This window comes from Chloroflexota bacterium (assembly GCA_016875535.1).
Classification (GTDB): domain Bacteria; phylum Chloroflexota; class Dehalococcoidia; order SHYB01; family SHYB01; genus VGPF01.
Genome location: VGPF01000002.1, coordinates 92,633 through 110,767 on the forward strand (window position 1 = coordinate 92,633; position 18,135 = coordinate 110,767).

General features: G+C 61.4%; 16 protein-coding genes and 1 rRNA gene. 9 read left to right on the forward strand and 8 right to left on the reverse strand.

Annotation, left to right across the window (positions count from 1 at the left end; genetic code table 11):
- Positions 1 to 1,101: 1,101 nt before the first annotated feature.
- Entirely contained in the window at positions 1,102 to 1,851 is a 750-nt protein-coding gene (locus FJ039_01265; GenBank protein MBM4404805.1) for a dienelactone hydrolase family protein, read from the forward strand.
- On the opposite strand, the gene aroA is transcribed toward FJ039_01265, so the two are convergent.
- The 7 genes from aroA to FJ039_01300 form a co-directional block, all read right to left on the reverse strand.
- Positions 1,848 to 3,155, reverse strand: a complete 1,308-nt coding sequence (gene aroA / locus FJ039_01270) for a 3-phosphoshikimate 1-carboxyvinyltransferase (GenBank protein MBM4404806.1) — start codon at positions 3,153 to 3,155, stop codon at positions 1,848 to 1,850. The two genes, FJ039_01265 and aroA, sit on opposite strands and share 4 nt — an antisense overlap.
- Entirely contained in the window at positions 3,145 to 4,161 is a 1,017-nt protein-coding gene (locus tag FJ039_01275) for a prephenate dehydrogenase/arogenate dehydrogenase family protein (GenBank protein ID MBM4404807.1), read from the reverse strand. Before FJ039_01275 ends, aroA begins: the two co-directional genes overlap by 11 nt.
- A gap of 14 nt (positions 4,162 to 4,175) precedes the next feature.
- Positions 4,176 to 5,375, reverse strand: coding sequence for a bifunctional phosphopantothenoylcysteine decarboxylase/phosphopantothenate--cysteine ligase CoaBC (coaBC, locus tag FJ039_01280; GenBank protein MBM4404808.1), 1,200 nt, complete (start codon positions 5,373 to 5,375; stop codon positions 4,176 to 4,178).
- Positions 5,368 to 6,153, reverse strand: a complete 786-nt coding sequence (locus FJ039_01285) for a type III pantothenate kinase (GenBank protein MBM4404809.1) — start codon at positions 6,151 to 6,153, stop codon at positions 5,368 to 5,370. Before FJ039_01285 ends, coaBC begins: the two co-directional genes overlap by 8 nt.
- Positions 6,154 to 6,240: 87 nt before the next feature.
- Positions 6,241 to 7,800, reverse strand: coding sequence for an NAD(P)H-hydrate dehydratase (locus FJ039_01290; GenBank protein ID MBM4404810.1), 1,560 nt, complete (start codon positions 7,798 to 7,800; stop codon positions 6,241 to 6,243).
- Positions 7,797 to 8,162 (reverse strand): holo-[acyl-carrier-protein] synthase, encoded by a 366-nt coding sequence (gene acpS / locus FJ039_01295; GenBank protein ID MBM4404811.1) that lies wholly within the window; start codon positions 8,160 to 8,162, stop codon positions 7,797 to 7,799. The genes FJ039_01290 and acpS overlap by 4 nt, the downstream gene beginning before the upstream one ends.
- A 12-nt stretch (positions 8,163 to 8,174) precedes the next feature.
- Positions 8,175 to 9,059 carry a 5,10-methylenetetrahydrofolate reductase gene (locus FJ039_01300; GenBank protein MBM4404812.1) on the reverse strand — a complete coding sequence of 295 codons (885 nt, stop codon included), beginning with the start codon at positions 9,057 to 9,059 and terminating at the stop codon, positions 8,175 to 8,177.
- 56 nt (positions 9,060 to 9,115) lie between these two features.
- Here FJ039_01300 and tenA point away from each other — a divergent pair, with 56 nt between their 5' ends.
- The 8 genes from tenA to FJ039_01340 all read left to right on the forward strand — a co-directional run bounded on the left by tenA (position 9,116) and on the right by FJ039_01340 (position 16,230).
- Positions 9,116 to 9,781, forward strand: a complete 666-nt coding sequence (tenA, locus tag FJ039_01305) for a thiaminase II (protein ID MBM4404813.1) — start codon at positions 9,116 to 9,118, stop codon at positions 9,779 to 9,781.
- Positions 9,782 to 9,809: 28 nt separating this feature from the next.
- Positions 9,810 to 10,694 carry a bifunctional 5,10-methylene-tetrahydrofolate dehydrogenase/5,10-methylene-tetrahydrofolate cyclohydrolase gene (locus tag FJ039_01310; protein ID MBM4404814.1) on the forward strand — a complete coding sequence of 295 codons (885 nt, stop codon included), beginning with the start codon at positions 9,810 to 9,812 and terminating at the stop codon, positions 10,692 to 10,694.
- 4 nt (positions 10,695 to 10,698) lie between these two features.
- Positions 10,699 to 11,727 carry a tRNA preQ1(34) S-adenosylmethionine ribosyltransferase-isomerase QueA gene (queA, locus tag FJ039_01315; protein ID MBM4404815.1) on the forward strand — a complete coding sequence of 343 codons (1,029 nt, stop codon included), beginning with the start codon at positions 10,699 to 10,701 and terminating at the stop codon, positions 11,725 to 11,727.
- Positions 11,728 to 11,732: 5 nt separating this feature from the next.
- Positions 11,733 to 13,712 (forward strand): DUF2075 domain-containing protein, encoded by a 1,980-nt coding sequence (locus FJ039_01320; GenBank protein MBM4404816.1) that lies wholly within the window; start codon positions 11,733 to 11,735, stop codon positions 13,710 to 13,712.
- Between the two features lie 48 nt (positions 13,713 to 13,760).
- Positions 13,761 to 14,021: a hypothetical protein gene (locus FJ039_01325; GenBank protein ID MBM4404817.1), complete on the forward strand. Its 261-nt coding sequence runs from the start codon at positions 13,761 to 13,763 to the stop codon at positions 14,019 to 14,021.
- Between the two features lie 2 nt (positions 14,022 to 14,023).
- Positions 14,024 to 14,257: an Lrp/AsnC family transcriptional regulator gene (locus FJ039_01330; protein MBM4404818.1), complete on the forward strand. Its 234-nt coding sequence runs from the start codon at positions 14,024 to 14,026 to the stop codon at positions 14,255 to 14,257.
- A gap of 88 nt (positions 14,258 to 14,345) precedes the next feature.
- Entirely contained in the window at positions 14,346 to 15,581 is a 1,236-nt protein-coding gene (locus FJ039_01335) for an acyl dehydratase (protein MBM4404819.1), read from the forward strand.
- Between the two features lie 61 nt (positions 15,582 to 15,642).
- A complete protein-coding gene (locus FJ039_01340) occupies positions 15,643 to 16,230 on the forward strand; it encodes a DsbA family oxidoreductase (protein MBM4404820.1) in 588 nt (195 codons plus the stop codon).
- A gap of 232 nt (positions 16,231 to 16,462) precedes the next feature.
- Here FJ039_01340 and FJ039_01345 read toward each other — a convergent pair.
- Positions 16,463 to 17,958 (reverse strand): 16S ribosomal RNA (locus tag FJ039_01345).
- Positions 17,959 to 18,135 lie beyond the last annotated feature (177 nt).

Below are 18,135 nucleotides of genomic sequence, written 5' to 3' on the forward strand. Positions count from 1 at the left end.
CAAGTCTTTCGATTCGTCGCACCCGGGTAGAGGTGCGCCCCCTCTCGCCCTGAGGAGCGGCCACGCCTCATCGCCACGACGAACGGACCTACGCCGTGTGGGTTGCCCCCGCAACCCAAATCCTCCTGGTAGGGGCTGGCCTTCCCCCAGGGCTCCGATTTCAACGGAGAGGCCAGCCCCTCCCCGTCGGGCGCACCACGCGCCCCTCTCCACCCCATTCCCCTGGGTTGCCCCCCAACCCAGCGCGCACTGGGCTGCACAGCAGCCCCTATCCCTCCCTTCTCAGGGGAGGGACCAAGGTCGAGTCTTCGAGACCCCGATGCGGCATCGGGGGAGAGGTCTCCCCTGAAAACACCGGCCTCTCCCAACCACGCCGCACACCGCTTGACACAGAAGCCTACTATGCATAGTATTGTCTTGTGAGCGTAGAGATACGCCCACGCCTTCGCCAGGACAGAGAGCCGGGGAGGCGCAAAAACTGGCTGTGTTCCTGGCTCCATGGGCGTGGAACCGGCTGGCCGAGCGCCTCCCCTTTTCTTTGCCCGCGACCGGGGTCGGCCGCCCTGAGTCACAATGGCGCGGGCACAGAGCGTCGCGCGGGCGGCTTCGGAGCGAAACTACGTCGGAGCAGAATAATGGCGGCGGTCCGGTAACCACAATCGAATAGCTCACACGCGAGATTGACCGGCAGACGTGAGTCGCTGTGCATGCTTGAAAGAGCGCCCTGGCCGTTGCAGCCTCGGCCGCAGCCTCCAGGTCGCACCGGCTCAGGGCACCGTGGGCAAGCTCTGGTTTCTACCAGGGCATGCAGCGTCGGCTGTCGAAAGGTCGGCGGCCGGCGCGTTAGAGTCTCGCAATCTCGGCCCGAGATGCATGTCCCATTTCCCAAACCACCAATAGCAGTTCGAACCACATACCGGACCGCCCGCGCGACGCTCAAAATCACCGGACAGGAACAACACAAAAGGAGGGAAAACAAAAATGTAGGGGCAACCCGGCGCCTGCCCTGAAGCTCAGCGAAAAGTGAGGGTGATTGCGTTCCCCGGCACTTGGCGGCGACGCTGCACATCGCTAGGATGTGGCTGTAAAAGCCGCATCCCCATGCCCCACACGCCCCACATCGCACAGAAATGCCTCTCCCTCTCAGGAGACGGCGCTGAACTCCACGGCGAGCTCTTCACACCGGAAAGCGCTCTGCCGCTCCCCGGCGTCGTCCTCCTCCATGACCGGCACGGCCTCACAGGCCATGTCCGTGACACCGCGCGTCGCCTGGCGGCGCAGGGCTATGCCGTTCTCGTCTTCGATCTCTTCTCCCGGGGCGATGGCGACCGGCAAGACCCGCCCTCCAGGGAACAATCGCGCAAACTGTCCTTTTTCCCTGATGAGCGCGCCGTCCGCGATGTCCAGGCCGCCCTGGCTCGCCTTCGCAGCGAACCCGGTGTTGACCCCAAGCGCATTGCCCTGGGAGGCTTCTCCTTCGGCGCGCGCTATAGCCTCCTCACCGCCGGGACCGGCGAAGATGTGGCCGCCCTCTTCCTCTTCTACCCCGTCATCATCTATCCTGAGCTGCACGCCAGCCGCCCCAGGCAGCCCCTCTCCCTGGTGCACGCCATCAAATGCCCCGTCATGACCGTCTTCGGAGAGAAAGACTGGATGGTGCCGCTCCCGCACCAGACCTTCATGGAAGCGCTCCGCAAAGGCCACGGCCTGCCCCGCGAATGTATCCGCTACCCCAGCGTCGGGCACGGCTTCTTCAACGAGGAGATCAAGCAATACGATAAGGCGGTCGCGGAAGACGCCTTCGCCAGGCTCATCGCTTTCCTGGAGCGGCATATCAAGCGCACAGGCTAAACGGCCAGCGACTCCAGGTCCGCCCAGAAGCGCGGATACGAAACATCCACCGCCTGCGCCTCGTTGATGGTCGTCTTCCCGGAGGCCACGAGCCCCGCCACAGCCGCGCACATCGCCAGCCGGTGGTCGCCGTGGCTCTCCCACACCGCGCCCGTAAGCTTCGCGCCTCCCTCGATCACCATGCCGTCCTTCAGCTCGCGCACCTTCGCCCCCAGCTTCGTCAGCTCGGAGGCCGTCGTCGCGATGCGGTCGCTCTCTTTGGTGCGCATCTCCTCGGCGTCGCGTATCTCCGTCGCCCCCTCTGCCATCGCCGCCGCAACGGCGAGGATCGGCAGCTCGTCAATAAGCCGGGGGATGATGGCGCCGCCGATCTTCACACCCTTCAGCCGCGATGACGTGACCCGGATATCGGCGACGGGCTCTCCGCCGATAAGGCGCTCCCTCTCGAGGGAAATCTTTGCCCCCATCTCGCGCAGCACGTCAATGACGCCCGTCCGCGAAGGGTTCACGCCCACCCCGCGGACCAGAACGTTCGCGTTGGAGTGGATCGCGGCTGCAACCATCCAGTAGGCGGCGGAGCTGATATCCCCAGGGACGGCTACATCCACCGGCTTCAGCACGCCAGGCTGCACAGTGATTCGCAGTCCCTCCACGGAGATCTTCGCCCCCATCGCCTTGAACATACGCTCCGTGTGGTCCCGGCTGACGGCAGGCTCCTCTACCGTCGTCTCGCCCTCGGCAAAAAGCCCCGCGATCAGAATCGCCGATTTCACCTGGGCGCTGGCCACCGGCATGCGGTAGCGGATGCCGCGCAGCCTGCCGCCCCTGATAGTGAGCGGCGCCAGCGTATCGTTCGCCGCGCCGTGGATATCGGCGCCCATCAGGCGCAGCGGCTCGATCACCCGCGCCATCGGCCGACGCCTGAGCGATTCATCTCCCGTGATCACCGATTGGAAGGGTTGCGACGCCAGGAGCCCGCTCATCAGGCGCATCGTCGTGCCGCTGTTGGCGGCGTCCAGCGTCTCCTTCGGAGGCTTCAGCCCTTGGCCTCCGCGCCCTGTGATGTGCGCTGTCCCCTCGCCCTTCTCCTTGATCGTCACGCCCAGCGCGCGGAGACAGCGCATCGTCGCCAGGCAGTCTTCGCCGCGAAGGTGATTGGTGACCGTTGCAGACCCGCCGGCGATGGCGTTGAAGATGAAGGCCCGGTGCGTGATGGACTTGTCCCCGGGGACAACAACCTCGCCGCGCAGGAGGCGCGGGCTTGTGACGGTGCGCGTCGAGACGGGCCGCTCGTTAGCGCCCATCCCTCTTCCCTTTGCCCTCGGCGCGCTCTTCGTAGCTCTCCATCAGGGTCCTGCTCTTCTTCGCAAGAAGATCGCCCAGGAAGACGGTCGAAAGCTGCTGGCCCATGGATGGGACCTTCACCTCGGGGGCCGCGGCGGGGCTCGTCACTGCGCCTGCCTCCCACTTCACCCGCTCCTCATGGACAGCGCCGAAGTAGCGCGCCAGGGCCGCCTCGTTCTTATCGCGCAGGGCCTTGCGCAGCTCGAGAAGCTCCGTGATCGCGCGGTCAATCCACCCGCCGATCTCCTCGGCGTTCGTCATGTAGATATCCCGATTCATCGTCGGGTCGCCCCCGGCTAGGCGCGAAACATCGCGATAGCCGCTGGAGGCCAGGCGCGCGATCTCATGCCACGATGGGCTCTTTGATGTCGCCGAGACCAGGGCCGATGAAAGAGCGATGGGCAAGTGGCTCGCGGCGGCGACGAAGCTATCGTGCTCCTGGGGATCAAGGAAATACGGCTTCCCGCCGATGGTTTCAACGATGCCGACGACCGCTTCGACGGCCCAATCCGCGGCGTCCCGACTCGGGAAGAGACACCAGACCTTATCGCGAAAGAGCGTCGCCTCGCCCGCCTCCGGGCCGGAGGTCTCTTTCCCCGCCATCGGGTGCCCGCCGATGAAGCTCACGCTCTTCGGCAGGAACTCCTCGGCCCACTTCATCACCTGCTGCTTGGTGCTCCCGGTGTCCGTCACGGCGCACTGGGCGGGCATCTCCCTCCCGATCTCCTGAAGCACCTCGCGGATCGCGGAGACGGGAGTCGCGATGATGACGAGGTCGGCGCTCCGGACGGCATTGCGAAGGTTGCCCTCGGCTGAGTCTATAGCCAGCCTCTTGTGGGCCTGGCGCGCATTGCCGTGTTCCACATCGTAGCCCACGATCTTGATGCTCGCCTGTTTCGCGTTCTTTAAGCCAAGGCCGATCGAAGTGCCGATAAGCCCCATGCCGATGATGGTGATTTGCGCCATAAAAGACGTCCCTTCTACTTCTTCCGTCGCTGCAGGATCGCCGCGACCCGGTCCAAGATTCGCTGGGCAACCTCATACTTGGGCATCAGCGCCACCGGCTCCTGCTTCCCCTGGGAATCTATGATGACGACTCGATTATTATCCGAAGAGAAACCGGCATCCCTGGCCGAAACATCGTTGGCGACGATAAGGTCAAGGCGTTTCTTCTGCAGCTTGGCCTTGGCATTCGCGATGAGATTCTCCGTCTCCGCCGCAAAGCCCACACGTACCTGACCGCCTTGGACTGTCGCCAGGATATCGGCGGTGGGCTTGAGGTCCACAACGTATGCCGCATCCTTTTTCTTGATCTTAGACTTGGCCGGGGATGCGGGCGTGTAATCGGCGACTGCGGCGGCCATGATGAGCGCGGATGCCCCCTTCACCACCTTGGCGACGGCATCGCGCATCTGGCGGGCCGTCTCCACGTGAACGACATCAACGCCCACCGGGTCGGGCAAGGCCGTCGGCGCGGTGACCAGCGTTACCCTCGCGCCGCGGTCGCGCGCCGCTTCGGCGATGGCGTAGCCCATCTTGCCGGAGGAGCGGTTCGTGATGACGCGGACCGGGTCTATCGGCTCCTGGGTCCCGCCCGATGTGATCACCACGTGCCTGCCCCGAAGGTCGCCATCGCGCTTGCCTAGGACCTGGCTGATGGTCCCAAGGAGCTTGGCCGTCTCCGAAAGTCTACCGACGCCCGAGAGTCCCGAGGCGAGGTAGCCCCTGTCCGGGCCGATGAAGAGGACGCCGCGCCGCTGAAGCGTTTTGACGTTCTCCTGGGTCGCCGGGCTATCCCACATGTGGCCGTCCATCGCCGGAGCAACGATGACCGGTGCGGCAGTGGCGAGGAGCGTGCATGTCAGCAGGTCGTCGGCAAGGCCGTGAGCCATCTTGGCCATGATGTTTGCCGTCGCGGGGGCGACAGCTACCACATCGGCGCGGTTCGCCAGTGCTACGTGCTCAACGCTCGTCTCGGAATCAGGGTCGAAGAGCTCCCGGTGGACGGTGCGATGGGTAAGACTGCTGAAGGTAAGGGCCGAGACGAACTTCTCCGCCTCACGCGTCATGACTACGTCCACGATGGCGCCCGCCTGGGTGAGCTTGCTTGCCAGGTCGGCGGCCTTGTAGGCGGCGATGCTCCCGGAGACGCCAAGGACGATGTGTTTCCCCTTAAGCACGAGCGCCTGCCGCCTTTTCGTTCATCTCATAGAGGATGCGCAGGCCGATGAGCACCAAGTCATAGTTCACGTGGTCCACCACCTTCGTTTCACTGGCGATGAGCCGGGCAAGGCCCCCGGTCGCCACGACCTTCGCGCCGCCGCCAAGCTCCTTCTGGAAGCGGGCAACCAGCCCTTCGATGAGGCCAACATACCCGTAGAAAAGCCCCGCCTGCATGCTGGCCACCGTGTTGCGTCCGATGGCCGCCTTCGGCCGGGCGAACTCGATACGCGGCAGCTTCGATGCGCGCTGGAAGAGGGCCTCCGCAGCGAGATTCACCCCGGGCGCGATCGCGCCGCCGAGGTAGTCGCCTTCAGCGGTTATCGCGTCAAACACGGTGGCCGTGCCGAAGTCAATCACGATCAGCGGCGCGCCGTAGAGCTTGCGAGCGGCGACGCCATGACAGATCCGGTCGGAGCCAACCTCCCGGGGATTTTCATAGAGGACGCGCATCCCGGTCTTCGTCCCCGTGCCGACGACAACCGGGGTGACCTTGAAATACTGCTGAAAGATTTCCTCGAAAGTCGGGATCAACGGCGGGACGACGCTGCTGAAGATGCCCGCCTTCACATCGGTGAGCGCAAGGCCGTTGTGCTGGAGGATCTGCATGCTCATCGCGGCGAACTCATCGGGCTGGCGGCGAACGTCGGTCGCCATGCGCCATGTTGCGCGCAGCTTCTCGCCGTCCCAGACGCCGTAGTTGATGTTCGTATTCCCAATGTCAATGGCAAGCAACATGAAGGTCCTCGCGGTGGCAACCCAGAGATTATACGGACTCCAGAGATGGGGGTGCAAACGGCCCGCTTCAGTGGGCCAGGGGGAAAGCTAGCCCCGAAGCGCCGCGATGGCCCGGGGAAGCCTCTGAAGGAGGTCTGAGGCGATGGCCCCGGTGTCGCCTACCTCCGAGCGGACCAGCTCACCCGCGGCGCCATGGAGGTAGGCCCCCAGGGCTGCGGCCTTCTCCGAGGACAAGCCCTGCCCCAGGAGGGCCGCCACCACGCCGGCCAGAACATCGCCTGTGCCAGCGGTGGCCAGGGCCGGGTTGGCAACCGGGTTGACGATAACTGCGCCGCCAGGAGAGGCGGTGAGGGAGTAGGCGCCCTTCAGGAGGACGACTTTTCCCCATGAGGAGGCCACCTTCTTTGAGATGCCGAAGCGGTTTGTCTGGACCTCTTTCACAGATAGCCTGGCAAGTCGCGACATCTCTCCGGGATGAGGCGTCAGAATTGCCTCTTTGGGAGTCCTTTTCGGCCAGGAGGGCATCCTCGCAAGGATATTCAGCGCATCGGCGTCTAAGACCACCCTTCCCCTGAAGGAGGCCGGCAAAGAGGCAAGCAGCTTTCTTATCGCCGTCTCCGCCTGGGGGTGCTGGCCCAGACCACAGCCGATAAGGAGGGCGTCATATCTAGCTCTAGCGGCTGCTTCCAGAATCTGGTTCGCCGCAGCCTCGCCATGGACGACGCCGTGAGCCGTCTCCTCAAGAGGCAGGTGCGTCGCCTCCGGGAGCATCTTGGCGATAAGGGGGGAGAGGCTCTTGGGCGTCGCCAGGGTCACAAGGCCGGCTCCAGCCCTCAGGGCGCCTGCGCAGGCAAGATAGGCCGCGCCGATATAGTCGGCGGACCCGGCAAAGACCAGGACTCGGCCAAAGGTACCCTTGTTGGCATCAGCAGGACGGGACGGCAAGAGCGCCCTGGCCCACTCAGGCGTCGCCAACTCGATCTTGACGTCCTTGGCGAAGCTCTGCGGGATCCCGATGTCAACAACTTCCAGTCTGCCCACGCGCGCCGAGCCGGGGGCGCAGAAGAGTCCAACCTTGGGGAAGCCAAGGGTTATCGTGAGATCAGCGTGGGGCGTGGCGGGGTCGCAGGCGCCGGTATCAGCATCAAGGCCGGTGGGAAGATCAAGAGCGAAGAGTGAAAGCCCGCGACGGCGGGCCTTCTCCTGCGACACCAGGCGCAGGGCATCGCGTATCGCCCCTTGAAGAGGGCGGGCGCGTCCGGTGCCGAGCAAGGCATCGAGGACGGCACGGGCCGATGGAAGGTGCTTGGCTAAAGCAGCGCGGCTCTTTTCAGGCGGCACGATATCCAGCGCGCGCGCCGCCAGGGAGGCCATCTTCTCATCCGGCTCCCTGCGCGGGGCGCAGACGACCACATGGACCTTCGCTCCCCGATCGCTCAAGTGGCGCGCCGCGACGAGGCCATCGCCGCCGTTGTTCCCCGGGCCGACGAGCACCACGATATGCTCGCCCTGAAGACTCCCGATGCTCTTGCGCATCGCCTCCGCGACGGCCAGCCCTGCCTTTTCCATGAGGCTATCCGTGGAGATGCCGCTCGACTCACATCGCGCTTCGAGCCGCCGCATCTGGTCTATCGTCACGACCTTCATCTATCGCTCCCGACGACTGAGGCGACGGCGTACTCCTTGGAGTGAGAGAGGCTGATCGCCAGCTCCTTCACCCCGAGGAGCTTGGCACGCTCCTTGGCGCGGCCGTGAAGGTAGACGAGGGGCTTGCCCCGGCGGTTCGGCAGGACTTCGACCTCCCGCCAGCCGATGCCGCGGATGCCGGTGCCAAGGGCCTTCATCACGGCCTCTTTGGCGGCGAAACGGACAGCGAGCTCGTGGATGCGGTCGCGGTACAACGTGATCTCCATCTCCGTGTAGACGCGCTTCAGAAAGGCTTCACCCCGGCGGGCGATGGCCTCTTCCACCCGGGGGATCTCGACGATGTCCACGCCGACGGTCAGCATAGTTGCGCCGCCCTAGCGCAGGCCCGCCTGCTTCAATGCCTCGGGGATGAGATGCTCCCACCCCATGGCCATCATGTGGACGCCACGGCAGATGGGACGCAGCTCCCTGATGATGCGCGCGGCGATGGCGATAGAGGCGGCCTCCTTATCGCTCGCTGAGTCTATCTCGGCGATCAAGGCCTCGGGCACGTGGATGCCCGGTATCTTCTCGTTCATGTACCGCGCCTGCTTGGCGGACTTCAAGAAGATGATGCCGGGGATCATGGCGGCATCCAGGCCGGGCACATGCTTGATGAAGGCGGCATATTGGCCCGGCTCGTAGACGGCCTGGGTCTGGATGAACTGCGCCCCTGCCGCGACCTTTTTGCGGAGCTTGACCAGCTCCGGCTCCTGGGTCTTCGCGCCAGGGTTCGCGACGGCGCCGATGCAGAAGTTAGGCGTGCCTTGGAGCTTGTTGCCCGCTAGGTCCTTGCCCGAATTGAGCTGTTTCACAGTCGCCACAAGGGCGACCACGTCCAGATCGTTAACGGCCTTCGCCTCAGGGTGATCGCCGGTGCCGGGAGGGTCGCCGGTGAGGCAGAGAACATTGCTGATGCCGAGGATGGATGCGCCGAGAAGATCGCCCTGCATCACGACCCTGTTGCGGTCGCGGCAGGTCATCTGCATGATGGGCTCGATGCCGCGATCCTGAAGGGCCTTGGCCAGCGCCCAGGGAGAGGCACGCATAACGGAGGCCTGCTGATCGGTGACGTTAAAGGCGTCAACAATGCCTTTGAGCCGCTCGGCGGCGGCAAGCGGGGCTAGGATATCGGTGCCCTTTGGGGGCGCAAGTTCGGCGGTGACGAGGAACTTCCCGGAAGCGATGGTGTCAGATAATCGGCTCAACCTATCCTCCACTTCTGCATGCCATTATATGGGCACACCTGGAGTCAGTCCAACGAACTCCCGCTATAATGATGGCGCTCATGGGACTAGCCGAACGCCTCCGTAGACACGCCGCCGGACTCTGGCGCGCGAACCTTCGCCATCCCTTCGTGCACGGCATCGGCGACGGCTCGCTGCCCCTGGAGCGCTTCACCTACTTCCTGAAGCAGGACTACGTCTTCCTCATCGGCTACGCCAGGGCGCTCTCCCTGGCTTCAGCCAAGGCGCCGGACCATGAGGGCATGACGAAGTTCGCAGAACTGGCGCACGCGACACTCTCCCAGGAGATGGCGCTACACCGCCGCTACTGCGCAGGCTTCGCCATCAGCGCGAAAGCCCTTGAGCGCACCAACCCGGCAAGGGTCACGAGCGCCTATTCAGGTTATCTGATCCGAATCGCCAAGGCCGGCTCCATCCAGGAGATCGCGGCGGCGCTCTTGCCCTGCCAGTGGGGCTACAGCGACGTGGGGCTGCACCTAGCGAAGACGGGCGACCTTTCACCGAATAATCGCTACCGCGAGTGGATCGCCAGCTATGCCTCTCCCGAGTTCAAGGCAACGGCCGATTGGCTCCGCGGCTACCTGAACCGGCACGGGAAGGTCGTCACAGCGGCGCAGATGAAACGACTGGATACCATCTTTGCCACGAGCGCGCGCCACGAATATGCTTTCTGGGAGATGGCGTGGCGCTCATGAAGAAACATTGACGGCAACGGGAGCAGACATGGCAAGCATCATTGACGGCAAGGCGATTTCCGAGCAGATTCTCAAGGAATCGGGCGAAGAGGTGACAAAGCTCAGGCAGAATGGCCTCACGCCCGGCCTGGCCGCGGTGCTGGTGGGCGATAACCCCGCATCTCAAGTTTATGTGCGCAACAAGACAAAGTCCTGCGAGCAGATCGGTATGTTCGCCGAGACGATCCGGATGCCGAAGGAGTCGCCACAGGAGGCAGTGGTGCAGAAGGTGCGCGGGCTGAATCGAGACCCTCGCTTCCACGGCATCCTTGTCCAGCTACCGCTGCCTTCGCACATAGACGAAGGGACGGTGGTGAACACGGTCGCGCCGGAGAAGGATGCCGATGGCCTCACTGCCGCCAGCATGGGCAGGCTCGCCTTAGGCGAGCCGATCTTCGTGCCTGCCACCGCCGCAGGCATCCAGCAATTGCTCCTGCGCACCGGCCACGACCCTGAGGGCAAGCACGTGGTGATCTGCGGGCGGAGCAACATCGTCAGCAAGCCGCTGGCGCTGCTCCTGGTGCAAAAGGCGAAGGGGGCGAACGCCACCGTGACGATGTGCCACACGCGCACCAAGGACATCGCCTCCTTCACGCGCCAGGCCGATATCCTGGTGGTCAGCACCGGCGTGGCGCAGTGGGTGAAAGGCGACATGGTGAAGCCGGGAGCTGTGGTGATAGACGTCGGCATCAATCGCATCAACGACCCGACAACGAAGAGCGGCACGCGCCTGGTGGGCGATGTGGACTTCGCCAGCGTCAGCACAAAGGCCGCCGCCATCACACCCGTCCCCGGCGGCGTGGGACCGATGACCGTCGCCATGCTGGTGGCAAGCACCGTAAAGGCAGCGGCGCACTCGCTCAAGGCTAGATAGCGCCGTGCCGCAGGATCTCCGGACGGCCGATTTCGACTACCATCTGCCGCCGGAGCTTATCGCCCAGACACCTATCGAGCCGCGCGACCATTCGCGCCTGCTGGTGCTGAACCGCCGGGACGGCTCCATCGAGCACCGCCGCTTTTTCGACCTGCCGTCCTATCTCCGCAGCAACGATCTGCTCGTCTTCAACGATAGTCGGGTTATCCCGGCACGCCTCCTCGGGCGAAAGGCGGGCTCCCAGGGCAAGGTAGAGCTTCTCCTGCTCCACCGGATAGGACCGAAGCGCTGGCAGGCGCTAGCCAAGCCTGGAAGGCGGTTGGGCCCTGGCATCAAGGTGGAGATCGAAGGGGCAAAAAAGCAGTACGTCCTCGAAATCGAGTCGAAGAGTGGCGATGGCACGGTGATCGTGCGACTCGACGACGAAGGCGTGATCGAGGAGTGCGGGCATGCGCCGCTGCCGCCGTACATCCAGGAGCGCCTCAGCGACCCGGAGCGCTATCAGACGGTCTACGCCCGGGTGAAGGGGAGCGCAGCGGCGCCGACGGCGGGGCTGCACTTTACGCCGGAGCTTTTGCAAAGGATCCAGCAACAGGGCGTGAAGTTCGCCTTCGTGACACTGCATGTTGGACTGGATACCTTCCGCCCAGTGGACGAGGCGGACCCGCGCGAGCATGTTATCCACAAGGAGTACTGCGAGCTCCCGCTGGAGACGGCAAGGGCCATCGCCGAGAGGCGCAAGCGGGGCGGGCGGATCATCGCGGTGGGGACGACGACGACGCGGGTGCTGGAGACGGCGGCAAAGGCGGGAGGCGTTGCCCCCTGGAACGGCTGGACTTCGACCTATATCCTGCCGGGCCACACCTTCAGAGCGGTGGACGCCCTCATCACGAACTTCCACCTGCCGAAGTCAACGCTGCTGATGCTGGTGAGCGCCTTCGCGGGGAAGGCCTTGATTGACAAGGCCTACCGGGAGGCGATAGAACAGCGGTACCGCTTCTATAGCTTTGGGGATGCGATGCTGATTGAGTGAATGAAATGCCTACACCAGTTGCACGTTCATTCTATTCAAACTCGATAGCAAAATTCCTCACGGAGGAACCTAGCCAAATTCTAGGCAAGCTAGCTGCGGCTAGTTCCTCCGACGACACTGGCGACCAGAAGAATGCCTGGCTGGAACAAATTAGGCTTCTGCAAAGAACTCTCCCCCCATTTCAACGCGGCCACATTCTCTTCGAGTACTCGATCCCAAGAATCGGGAAGCGTATAGACAACATCATAATTCTAGATGGCATCATATTCGTCATCGAATTTAAGGTTCGCAGTTCGGGAGAAGCAAAACACCAGCTTCCTGATATTGAACAAGTCACCGATTACGCCCTCGACCTCAAGTACTTTCATTCCGCAAGCAGAGATGCCCCGATCATTCCAATCCTCTTTGATACCCATGCTCAATCGGCAAAGACTGAAGTTCGCATTGCCGAGGACATGGTTTCTAAATGTCTGCCAGCAAATCAAAGCACATTCGAAGATGTTATGAAGTCGGTGCTAAAGAAGGTTCCAGCCTCACACCTAGACCCGGTTACCTGGGAACGAGCCCATTACAGCCCTACTCCGACAATTATCGAAGCGGCGTGTGAGCTCTACAGAACCCACGCCGTCTTAGAGATTTCTCGCTCCGACGCAGCAAACCTTACTGAGACAACGGATGCCCTGTCACTGATCATTAGAGAAGCGAAGTCCAGCTCGCAGAAGTCGATCTGCTTTGTTACAGGAGTCCCAGGATCAGGCAAGACGCTTGCTGGATTAAACCTGGCTATAGCGCAACAAAATCAGGCCACTGACGAACACGCCACCTTTCTTTCTGGCAATGGCCCCTTGGTTCAGGTTCTTCAAGAGGCGCTAGCCAGATCTACAACTAAAGAGTCACAAATCAAAACGACGAAGAAAAGCGCCCTCCGGAAGGTTAATGAGTTCGTCCAACCAATCCACCGCTTTCGTGATGAGGGTCTAAGAGATTTAGAGACTCCACCTACGGAAAAAGTGATTATCTTTGATGAGGCTCAAAGAGCGTGGAGTCAAGAGCAAACTGCAGACTTCATGAGAAGAAAAAGAAAGCAAGCCGATTTCTCGCAATCTGAACCTCAGTTCCTTATTAGCTACGTGAATCGTCACAAGAATTGGGCTGTCGTCATCTGCCTGGTCGGCGGGGGCCAGGAAATTAACACCGGTGAAGCAGGACTCTCCGAATGGTTCAAAGCCTTGGCTACGACATTTCCGGATTGGCACGTGCATGTCTCTGATAGACTTACTGACTCGGAATATGCCGTAGACGAGATTTTTTTCAAGAGCATCAACCCTTCAAAGTTGCATATCAATAACCACTTACATTTGGCCACTTCTATCAGATCTTTTCGATCTGAACATGTCTCCAATTTTGTGAAGGCTTTGCTTGATTGCGACATCGCTACCTCAATCGAGATGAAAAAGGCACTGAAAGAGAAATACCCACTAGTGCTGACACGCAACCTCGATAGAGCAAAAGAATGGGTAAAGACAAACGCACGAGGGTCAGAGCGCTATGGATTGGTTGCCTCGTCAGGGGCCAAACGGCTAAGACCCTTAGGAATCACAGTTCAAGCAGAAATTAATCCAGCAAATTGGTTCCTAAATCCATCATACGATGTTAGGTCATCATATTACCTTGAAGAAGTTGCTACAGAATTTGATGTCCAAGGGCTTGAACTCGACTGGACCATCGTTGGATGGGATGCCGATTTTCGGTTCACCGAAGGAGCATGGCGCACTCTCTCATTCAGTGGCTTTAGCTGGAAGCAAATCAAGAGTCCAGTCCAGCAAGGCTATCGAAAGAACTCTTATCGTGTGCTTCTAACACGTGCTCGTCAGGGCATGGTAATATTCATCCCCCTGGGGGACTCCAGAGATAACACCCGGCGACCTGAATTCTACGACGGTACTTACAACTACCTGCGGCAAATCGGTGTTGAGGAAATCTAGAGTCCCTTCCGTTTACCCCTCCGCACTTTTGTTTTACACTAGAGCCCTATGCGTGACCTTGAACTCTTAGCGCAGGAGCATTTCAAGCTCTGCCATGCCGAATCGCCACGGCACCGGGCGGAGCTCATCATCTGGTATGCAGACGTCGGCGTGGCAGTCGAAGGACAGAACGTCCAGTACCACTGCCCCGTGTGCGGCAAGATCGTTCATTCAACGGTGGACGAATTCGTCCACCACGAGACGCGCTGGGGCCTCACGTGCCCCGAGTGCAGGGCGAAATCGGAGTCTCGCCCCGGAGGCACAGACTAGCCATGGCCGTGAAAGCGTACATCCTCGTTTCGACGGAGCCGGAGCACACGGCGCAGCTTCACGCCAAGCTGAAGAAGCTGAAACGCGTCAAAGAAGTCCACGAGGTGATGGGCCCCTACGATATCGTGATCGAGGTGAAGGCGAAGGAGCTGGCCGAGGTCACAGACCTCCTCCGGAAGTCCATCCGCCCGATGACGGGCGTTCGCAACACCACCACCTGCGTGGCGATGAACTAGCCGAGGACGCACCGAGTTACCCCGGCAGCCCTGCCCGGGCTTGCTTGCATCTCCTATACTGGGCGGACCCCATCCGGTGAGGTTCGCCATGACTACCCAGGATTTCGCAAAGCAGTTGGCAGACACGCACGCCAAGATCACGGACGAAGGCATCGCCAAGTTCCGAGAGCGCATCGGAGTCGTTGTGCCAAGGGAGAAGCCCTACAACGAGTACGCCGCCATTGACAGCATGCGCCACTTCGTCGAGTCCTACGGCGGTGACAACCCCCTCTACACCAATCCGGAATACGCCAAGGGCACGCGCTGGCGCAACATGATCGCCTCCCCCGAGTTTCTGACGACCACCGGCGTCAGCGAGGTCAAGGAGATACGGCCGGAGATCCGCAAGCGCGGCGAGCACGCCCTGGCGGGGGTCCACGAGTTCTTCTCAGGCGACGAGTGGGAGTGGTTCGCCCCTGTCTATGCCGGGGACTCCTTTATCCGCCGCTACTACCTCTATGACGTTGTGGAGAAGGAGCGGAGCCAGTTCTCCGGCGGCCGCTCCGTCATCACCAAGTACCGCTCCGACTACATCAACCAGCGTGGAGAGCTTGTCGCCACGGACCGCTTTTATTTCATCAAAGTGGAGCGGGATGCCGCGGTGAAGACGGGGAAGAACAAGCACATCGAGCGGACGCGCTACACGGTCGAGCAGATCAAAGAGATGGACGAGGCCTACAAGAACCAATTCCGTCGCGGGGCGGATGTGCTCTACTGGGAGGATGTGAAGGTGGGCGATAGCCTGCCGGCCCTAGTGAAGGGCCCCATGACGCTGACAGATATGATCGTCTGGTGCCGTGGCTGGGGCGGCGGCATGCAGCACACCAGGAACGCCTGGAAAGACCGCTCGCGCCATCCCAAGTTCTACTCCTTGAACGAGTGGGGCGTGCCGGACATCGTCGAGCGGGTGCACTGGGACGACGCCTGGGCGCAGAAGATCGGCAACCCGCGCGCCTATGATTTCGGCCGCATGCGCAGCGTCTACCTCTCCGAGCTGGTCACCAACTGGATGGGCGACGACGCCTGGCTATGGAAGCTTTCCAGCCAGTTCCGCGCCTTCAACTTCATGGGCGATGCCACTTGGTTCAAGGGCAAGATCACCGGGAAGAGCGTGACACCGGAAGGCAACCACATCGTTGAACTGGAGCTGTGGGGAGAGAACGAGCGCCACGAGGTTACGGCCCCCGGGAACGCCACGGTCATCCTCTGCTCCCGCGAAAAGGGGCCGGTGCAGCTGCCTCGGCCTTCGGCGAAGACGGAAGGGACCGTGCCGCTGATATACTAGGCGCATGCCTCTGAAGCTCATCGTCTACTCGGACTACATCTGACCCTGGTGCTACCTCGCCCTGGACCGGGTCGAGCGGCTGGAGAAGCAGTACGGCCTAGAGGTGGAGTGGCGCGCCTTTGAGCTGCATCCCGAGATCCCGCCGGAGGGGCGCGTCCTTACCCGCGACCCGGATCGCGTAAAGGCGGGGCGCGAGCGCCTTCTGAAAGCGGCGGCGGAAGACGGCGTGGAGATGCGCTTCCGCGAGCGAACCTCCAATTCCCGGCTGGCGCTGGAGGCCACAGAATATGCCCGCGACCAGGGCAAGGCCAACGGCTTCCACCACGCCCTCATGAAGGCCTACTGGGTTGAGACGCGGGACATCGGCGACAGCGACGTTTTGACGGATGTGGCCGCGGCCTGCGGGCTGGACGCCGCGGAGCTGCGCCAGGCACTCACGGACAGGCGCTACTCGGAAGAAGTCCAGCACCAGATAGACCTGGCGCGCCAGTTCAACATCTACGCCGTACCGTCCTTCATCTTCAGCCACAAGTTCCTGGTCCAAGGCTGCCAGCCGTACGACGTCTTCGAGCGCATCATGGAGGAGCATGTCCTGCCGGACGCCAGGGCGGCAAGGGGCGAGGCACAGAGCGAAGATAGCGCCTCGTAGCGCGCTTCGAGCGTACGAGGCTTGGGAAAAGCAAAGGGCCCGCCGGATCGGCGGGCCCTTTTTGTTCACCTTAACCGGAGGATAGTAGAAGGAGTAGGGGTAAAAAGTTCATTTTGGGAGTTTGATCGAGTTATTACATCAATCAAACTTAGAAAAAGGTGCCTTCCGATCGCTCGGAAGGACCGACCTAGAAGCTAGCCTCTGGAGCCGAAGCTCCGGAGGAAGACTCCCTAGAAAGGAGGTGATCCAGCCACACCTTCCGGTACAGCTACCTTGTTACGACTTCGTCCCAGTCACCAATCCCACTCTCGGCGCCTGCCTCCTTGCGGTTAGCCTGGCGACTTCAGGTGTTATCGGCTTCCATGACGTGACGGGCGGTGTGTACAAGGCCCGGGAACGTATTCACCGCAGTATAGCTGACCTGCGGTTACTAGCAACTCCACGTTCATGCAGGCAGGTTGCAGCCTGCAATCCCAACTGGGGGAAGGTTTGATGGGATTAGCTCCACCTTGCGGTTTGGCAACCCTCTGTCCTTCCCATTGTAGCGTGTGTGTAGCCCTGGGCGTAAGGGCCATGCTGACTTGACGTCATCCCCACCTTCCTCTCCTTTTACAGAGCAGTCTCTCGTGAGAAAACAACACGAGACAAGGGTTGCGCTCGTTGCGGGACTTAACCCAACACCTCACGGCACGAGCTGACGACAGCCATGCAGCACCTGTGCTAGCTCCTGACTTTACAGGTCGTCCACCTTTCGGATTCCTACTTCTAGCATGTCAAGCCCAGGTAAGGTTCTTCGTTTTGCATCGAATTAAACCACACGCTCCGCTGCTTGTGCGGGCCCCCGTCAATTCCTTTGAGTTTTAGCCTTGCGGCCGTACTCCCCAGGCGGGATACTTAACGCGTATGCTTCGGCACGGGAGGGGTCGATACCCCCCATACCCAGTATCCATCGTTTAGGGCGTGGACTACCCGAGTATCTGATTCGGTTTGCTACCCACGCTTTCGCGCCTCAGTGTCAGGAAACGCCTAGAGAACCGCTTTCGCCACTGGTGTTCCTCCCGATATCTACGCATGTCACCGCTACACCGGGAATTCCGTTCTCCTCTGCGTCCCTCTAGCTGAACACTTTCCTCGGCACCCTCCCAGTTAAGCCGGGAGATTTCACCAAGGAGTTATCCAGCCACCTACTCGCCCTTTACGCCCAGTAAATCCGGACAACGCTCGCCTCCTACGTATTACCGCGGCTGCTGGCACGTAGTTAGCCGAGGCTTATTCTTAGAGTACCGTCCTATCTCGTCCCCTAAAAAAGAGGTTTACGACCCGAAGGCCTTCATCCCTCACGCGGTGTCGCTGCGTCAGGCTTTCGCCCATTGCGCAAAATCCCCTGCTGCTGCCTCCCGTAGGAGTCGGGGCCGTGTCTCAGTCCCCGTCTGACTGGCCGTCCTCTCAGACCAGTTACCCGTCTTCGGCTTGGTGGGCCGTTACCCCGCCAACTACCTGATAGGACGCAAGCCCGTCCAACAGCGCCTTGCGGCTTTCAGCATCCTCATGAAGAGGAGGCTCGAATGCGGTATTAGTCCGCCTTTCGGCGGATTATCCCCCACTGTAGGGTTGGTTGCTTACGTGTTACTCAGCCGTTTGCCACTAATCCTTTCGGATCCGTGCGACTTGCATGCATAAGGCACACCGCCAGCGTTCGTCCTGAGCCAGGATCAAACTCGCCAGAAATGATTTACCTTACCTAATTCCTTCTACTATTCTCTTGTTAAGGTGCGCACCCCTCAGAGGCGCAAACCACCCGCACAGGAGCGGGTGGAACCTAGTAACTATACCTCGCGCGGCTTCGAGTGTCAATAGCTTTGGCGGTGACTTGCTCTCTCCATTTCCCCGGGTTCAGCCATGGGT

Excerpts from the sequence above, each read along its gene's own strand:
- aroA (MBM4404806.1), bottom strand. The coding sequence starts at position 3,155 with ATGGGCGCTAACGAGCGGCCCGTCTCGACGCGCACCGTCACAAGCCCG.
- FJ039_01320 (MBM4404816.1), top strand. The coding sequence starts at position 11,733 with ATGCCTACACCAGTTGCACGTTCATTCTATTCAAACTCGATAGCAAAA.
- acpS (MBM4404811.1), bottom strand. The coding sequence starts at position 8,162 with ATGCTGACCGTCGGCGTGGACATCGTCGAGATCCCCCGGGTGGAAGAG.
- FJ039_01290 (MBM4404810.1), bottom strand. The coding sequence starts at position 7,800 with ATGAAGGTCGTGACGATAGACCAGATGCGGCGGCTCGAAGCGCGATGT.
- FJ039_01275 (MBM4404807.1), bottom strand. The coding sequence starts at position 4,161 with ATGGCGCAAATCACCATCATCGGCATGGGGCTTATCGGCACTTCGATC.
- FJ039_01310 (MBM4404814.1), top strand. The coding sequence starts at position 9,810 with ATGGCAAGCATCATTGACGGCAAGGCGATTTCCGAGCAGATTCTCAAG.
- FJ039_01265 (MBM4404805.1), top strand. The coding sequence starts at position 1,102 with ATGCCCCACACGCCCCACATCGCACAGAAATGCCTCTCCCTCTCAGGA.
- FJ039_01325 (MBM4404817.1), top strand. The coding sequence starts at position 13,761 with ATGCGTGACCTTGAACTCTTAGCGCAGGAGCATTTCAAGCTCTGCCAT.
- tenA (MBM4404813.1), top strand. The coding sequence starts at position 9,116 with ATGATGGCGCTCATGGGACTAGCCGAACGCCTCCGTAGACACGCCGCC.
- FJ039_01330 (MBM4404818.1), top strand. The coding sequence starts at position 14,024 with ATGGCCGTGAAAGCGTACATCCTCGTTTCGACGGAGCCGGAGCACACG.
- FJ039_01335 (MBM4404819.1), top strand. The coding sequence starts at position 14,346 with ATGACTACCCAGGATTTCGCAAAGCAGTTGGCAGACACGCACGCCAAG.
- FJ039_01285 (MBM4404809.1), bottom strand. The coding sequence starts at position 6,153 with ATGTTGCTTGCCATTGACATTGGGAATACGAACATCAACTACGGCGTC.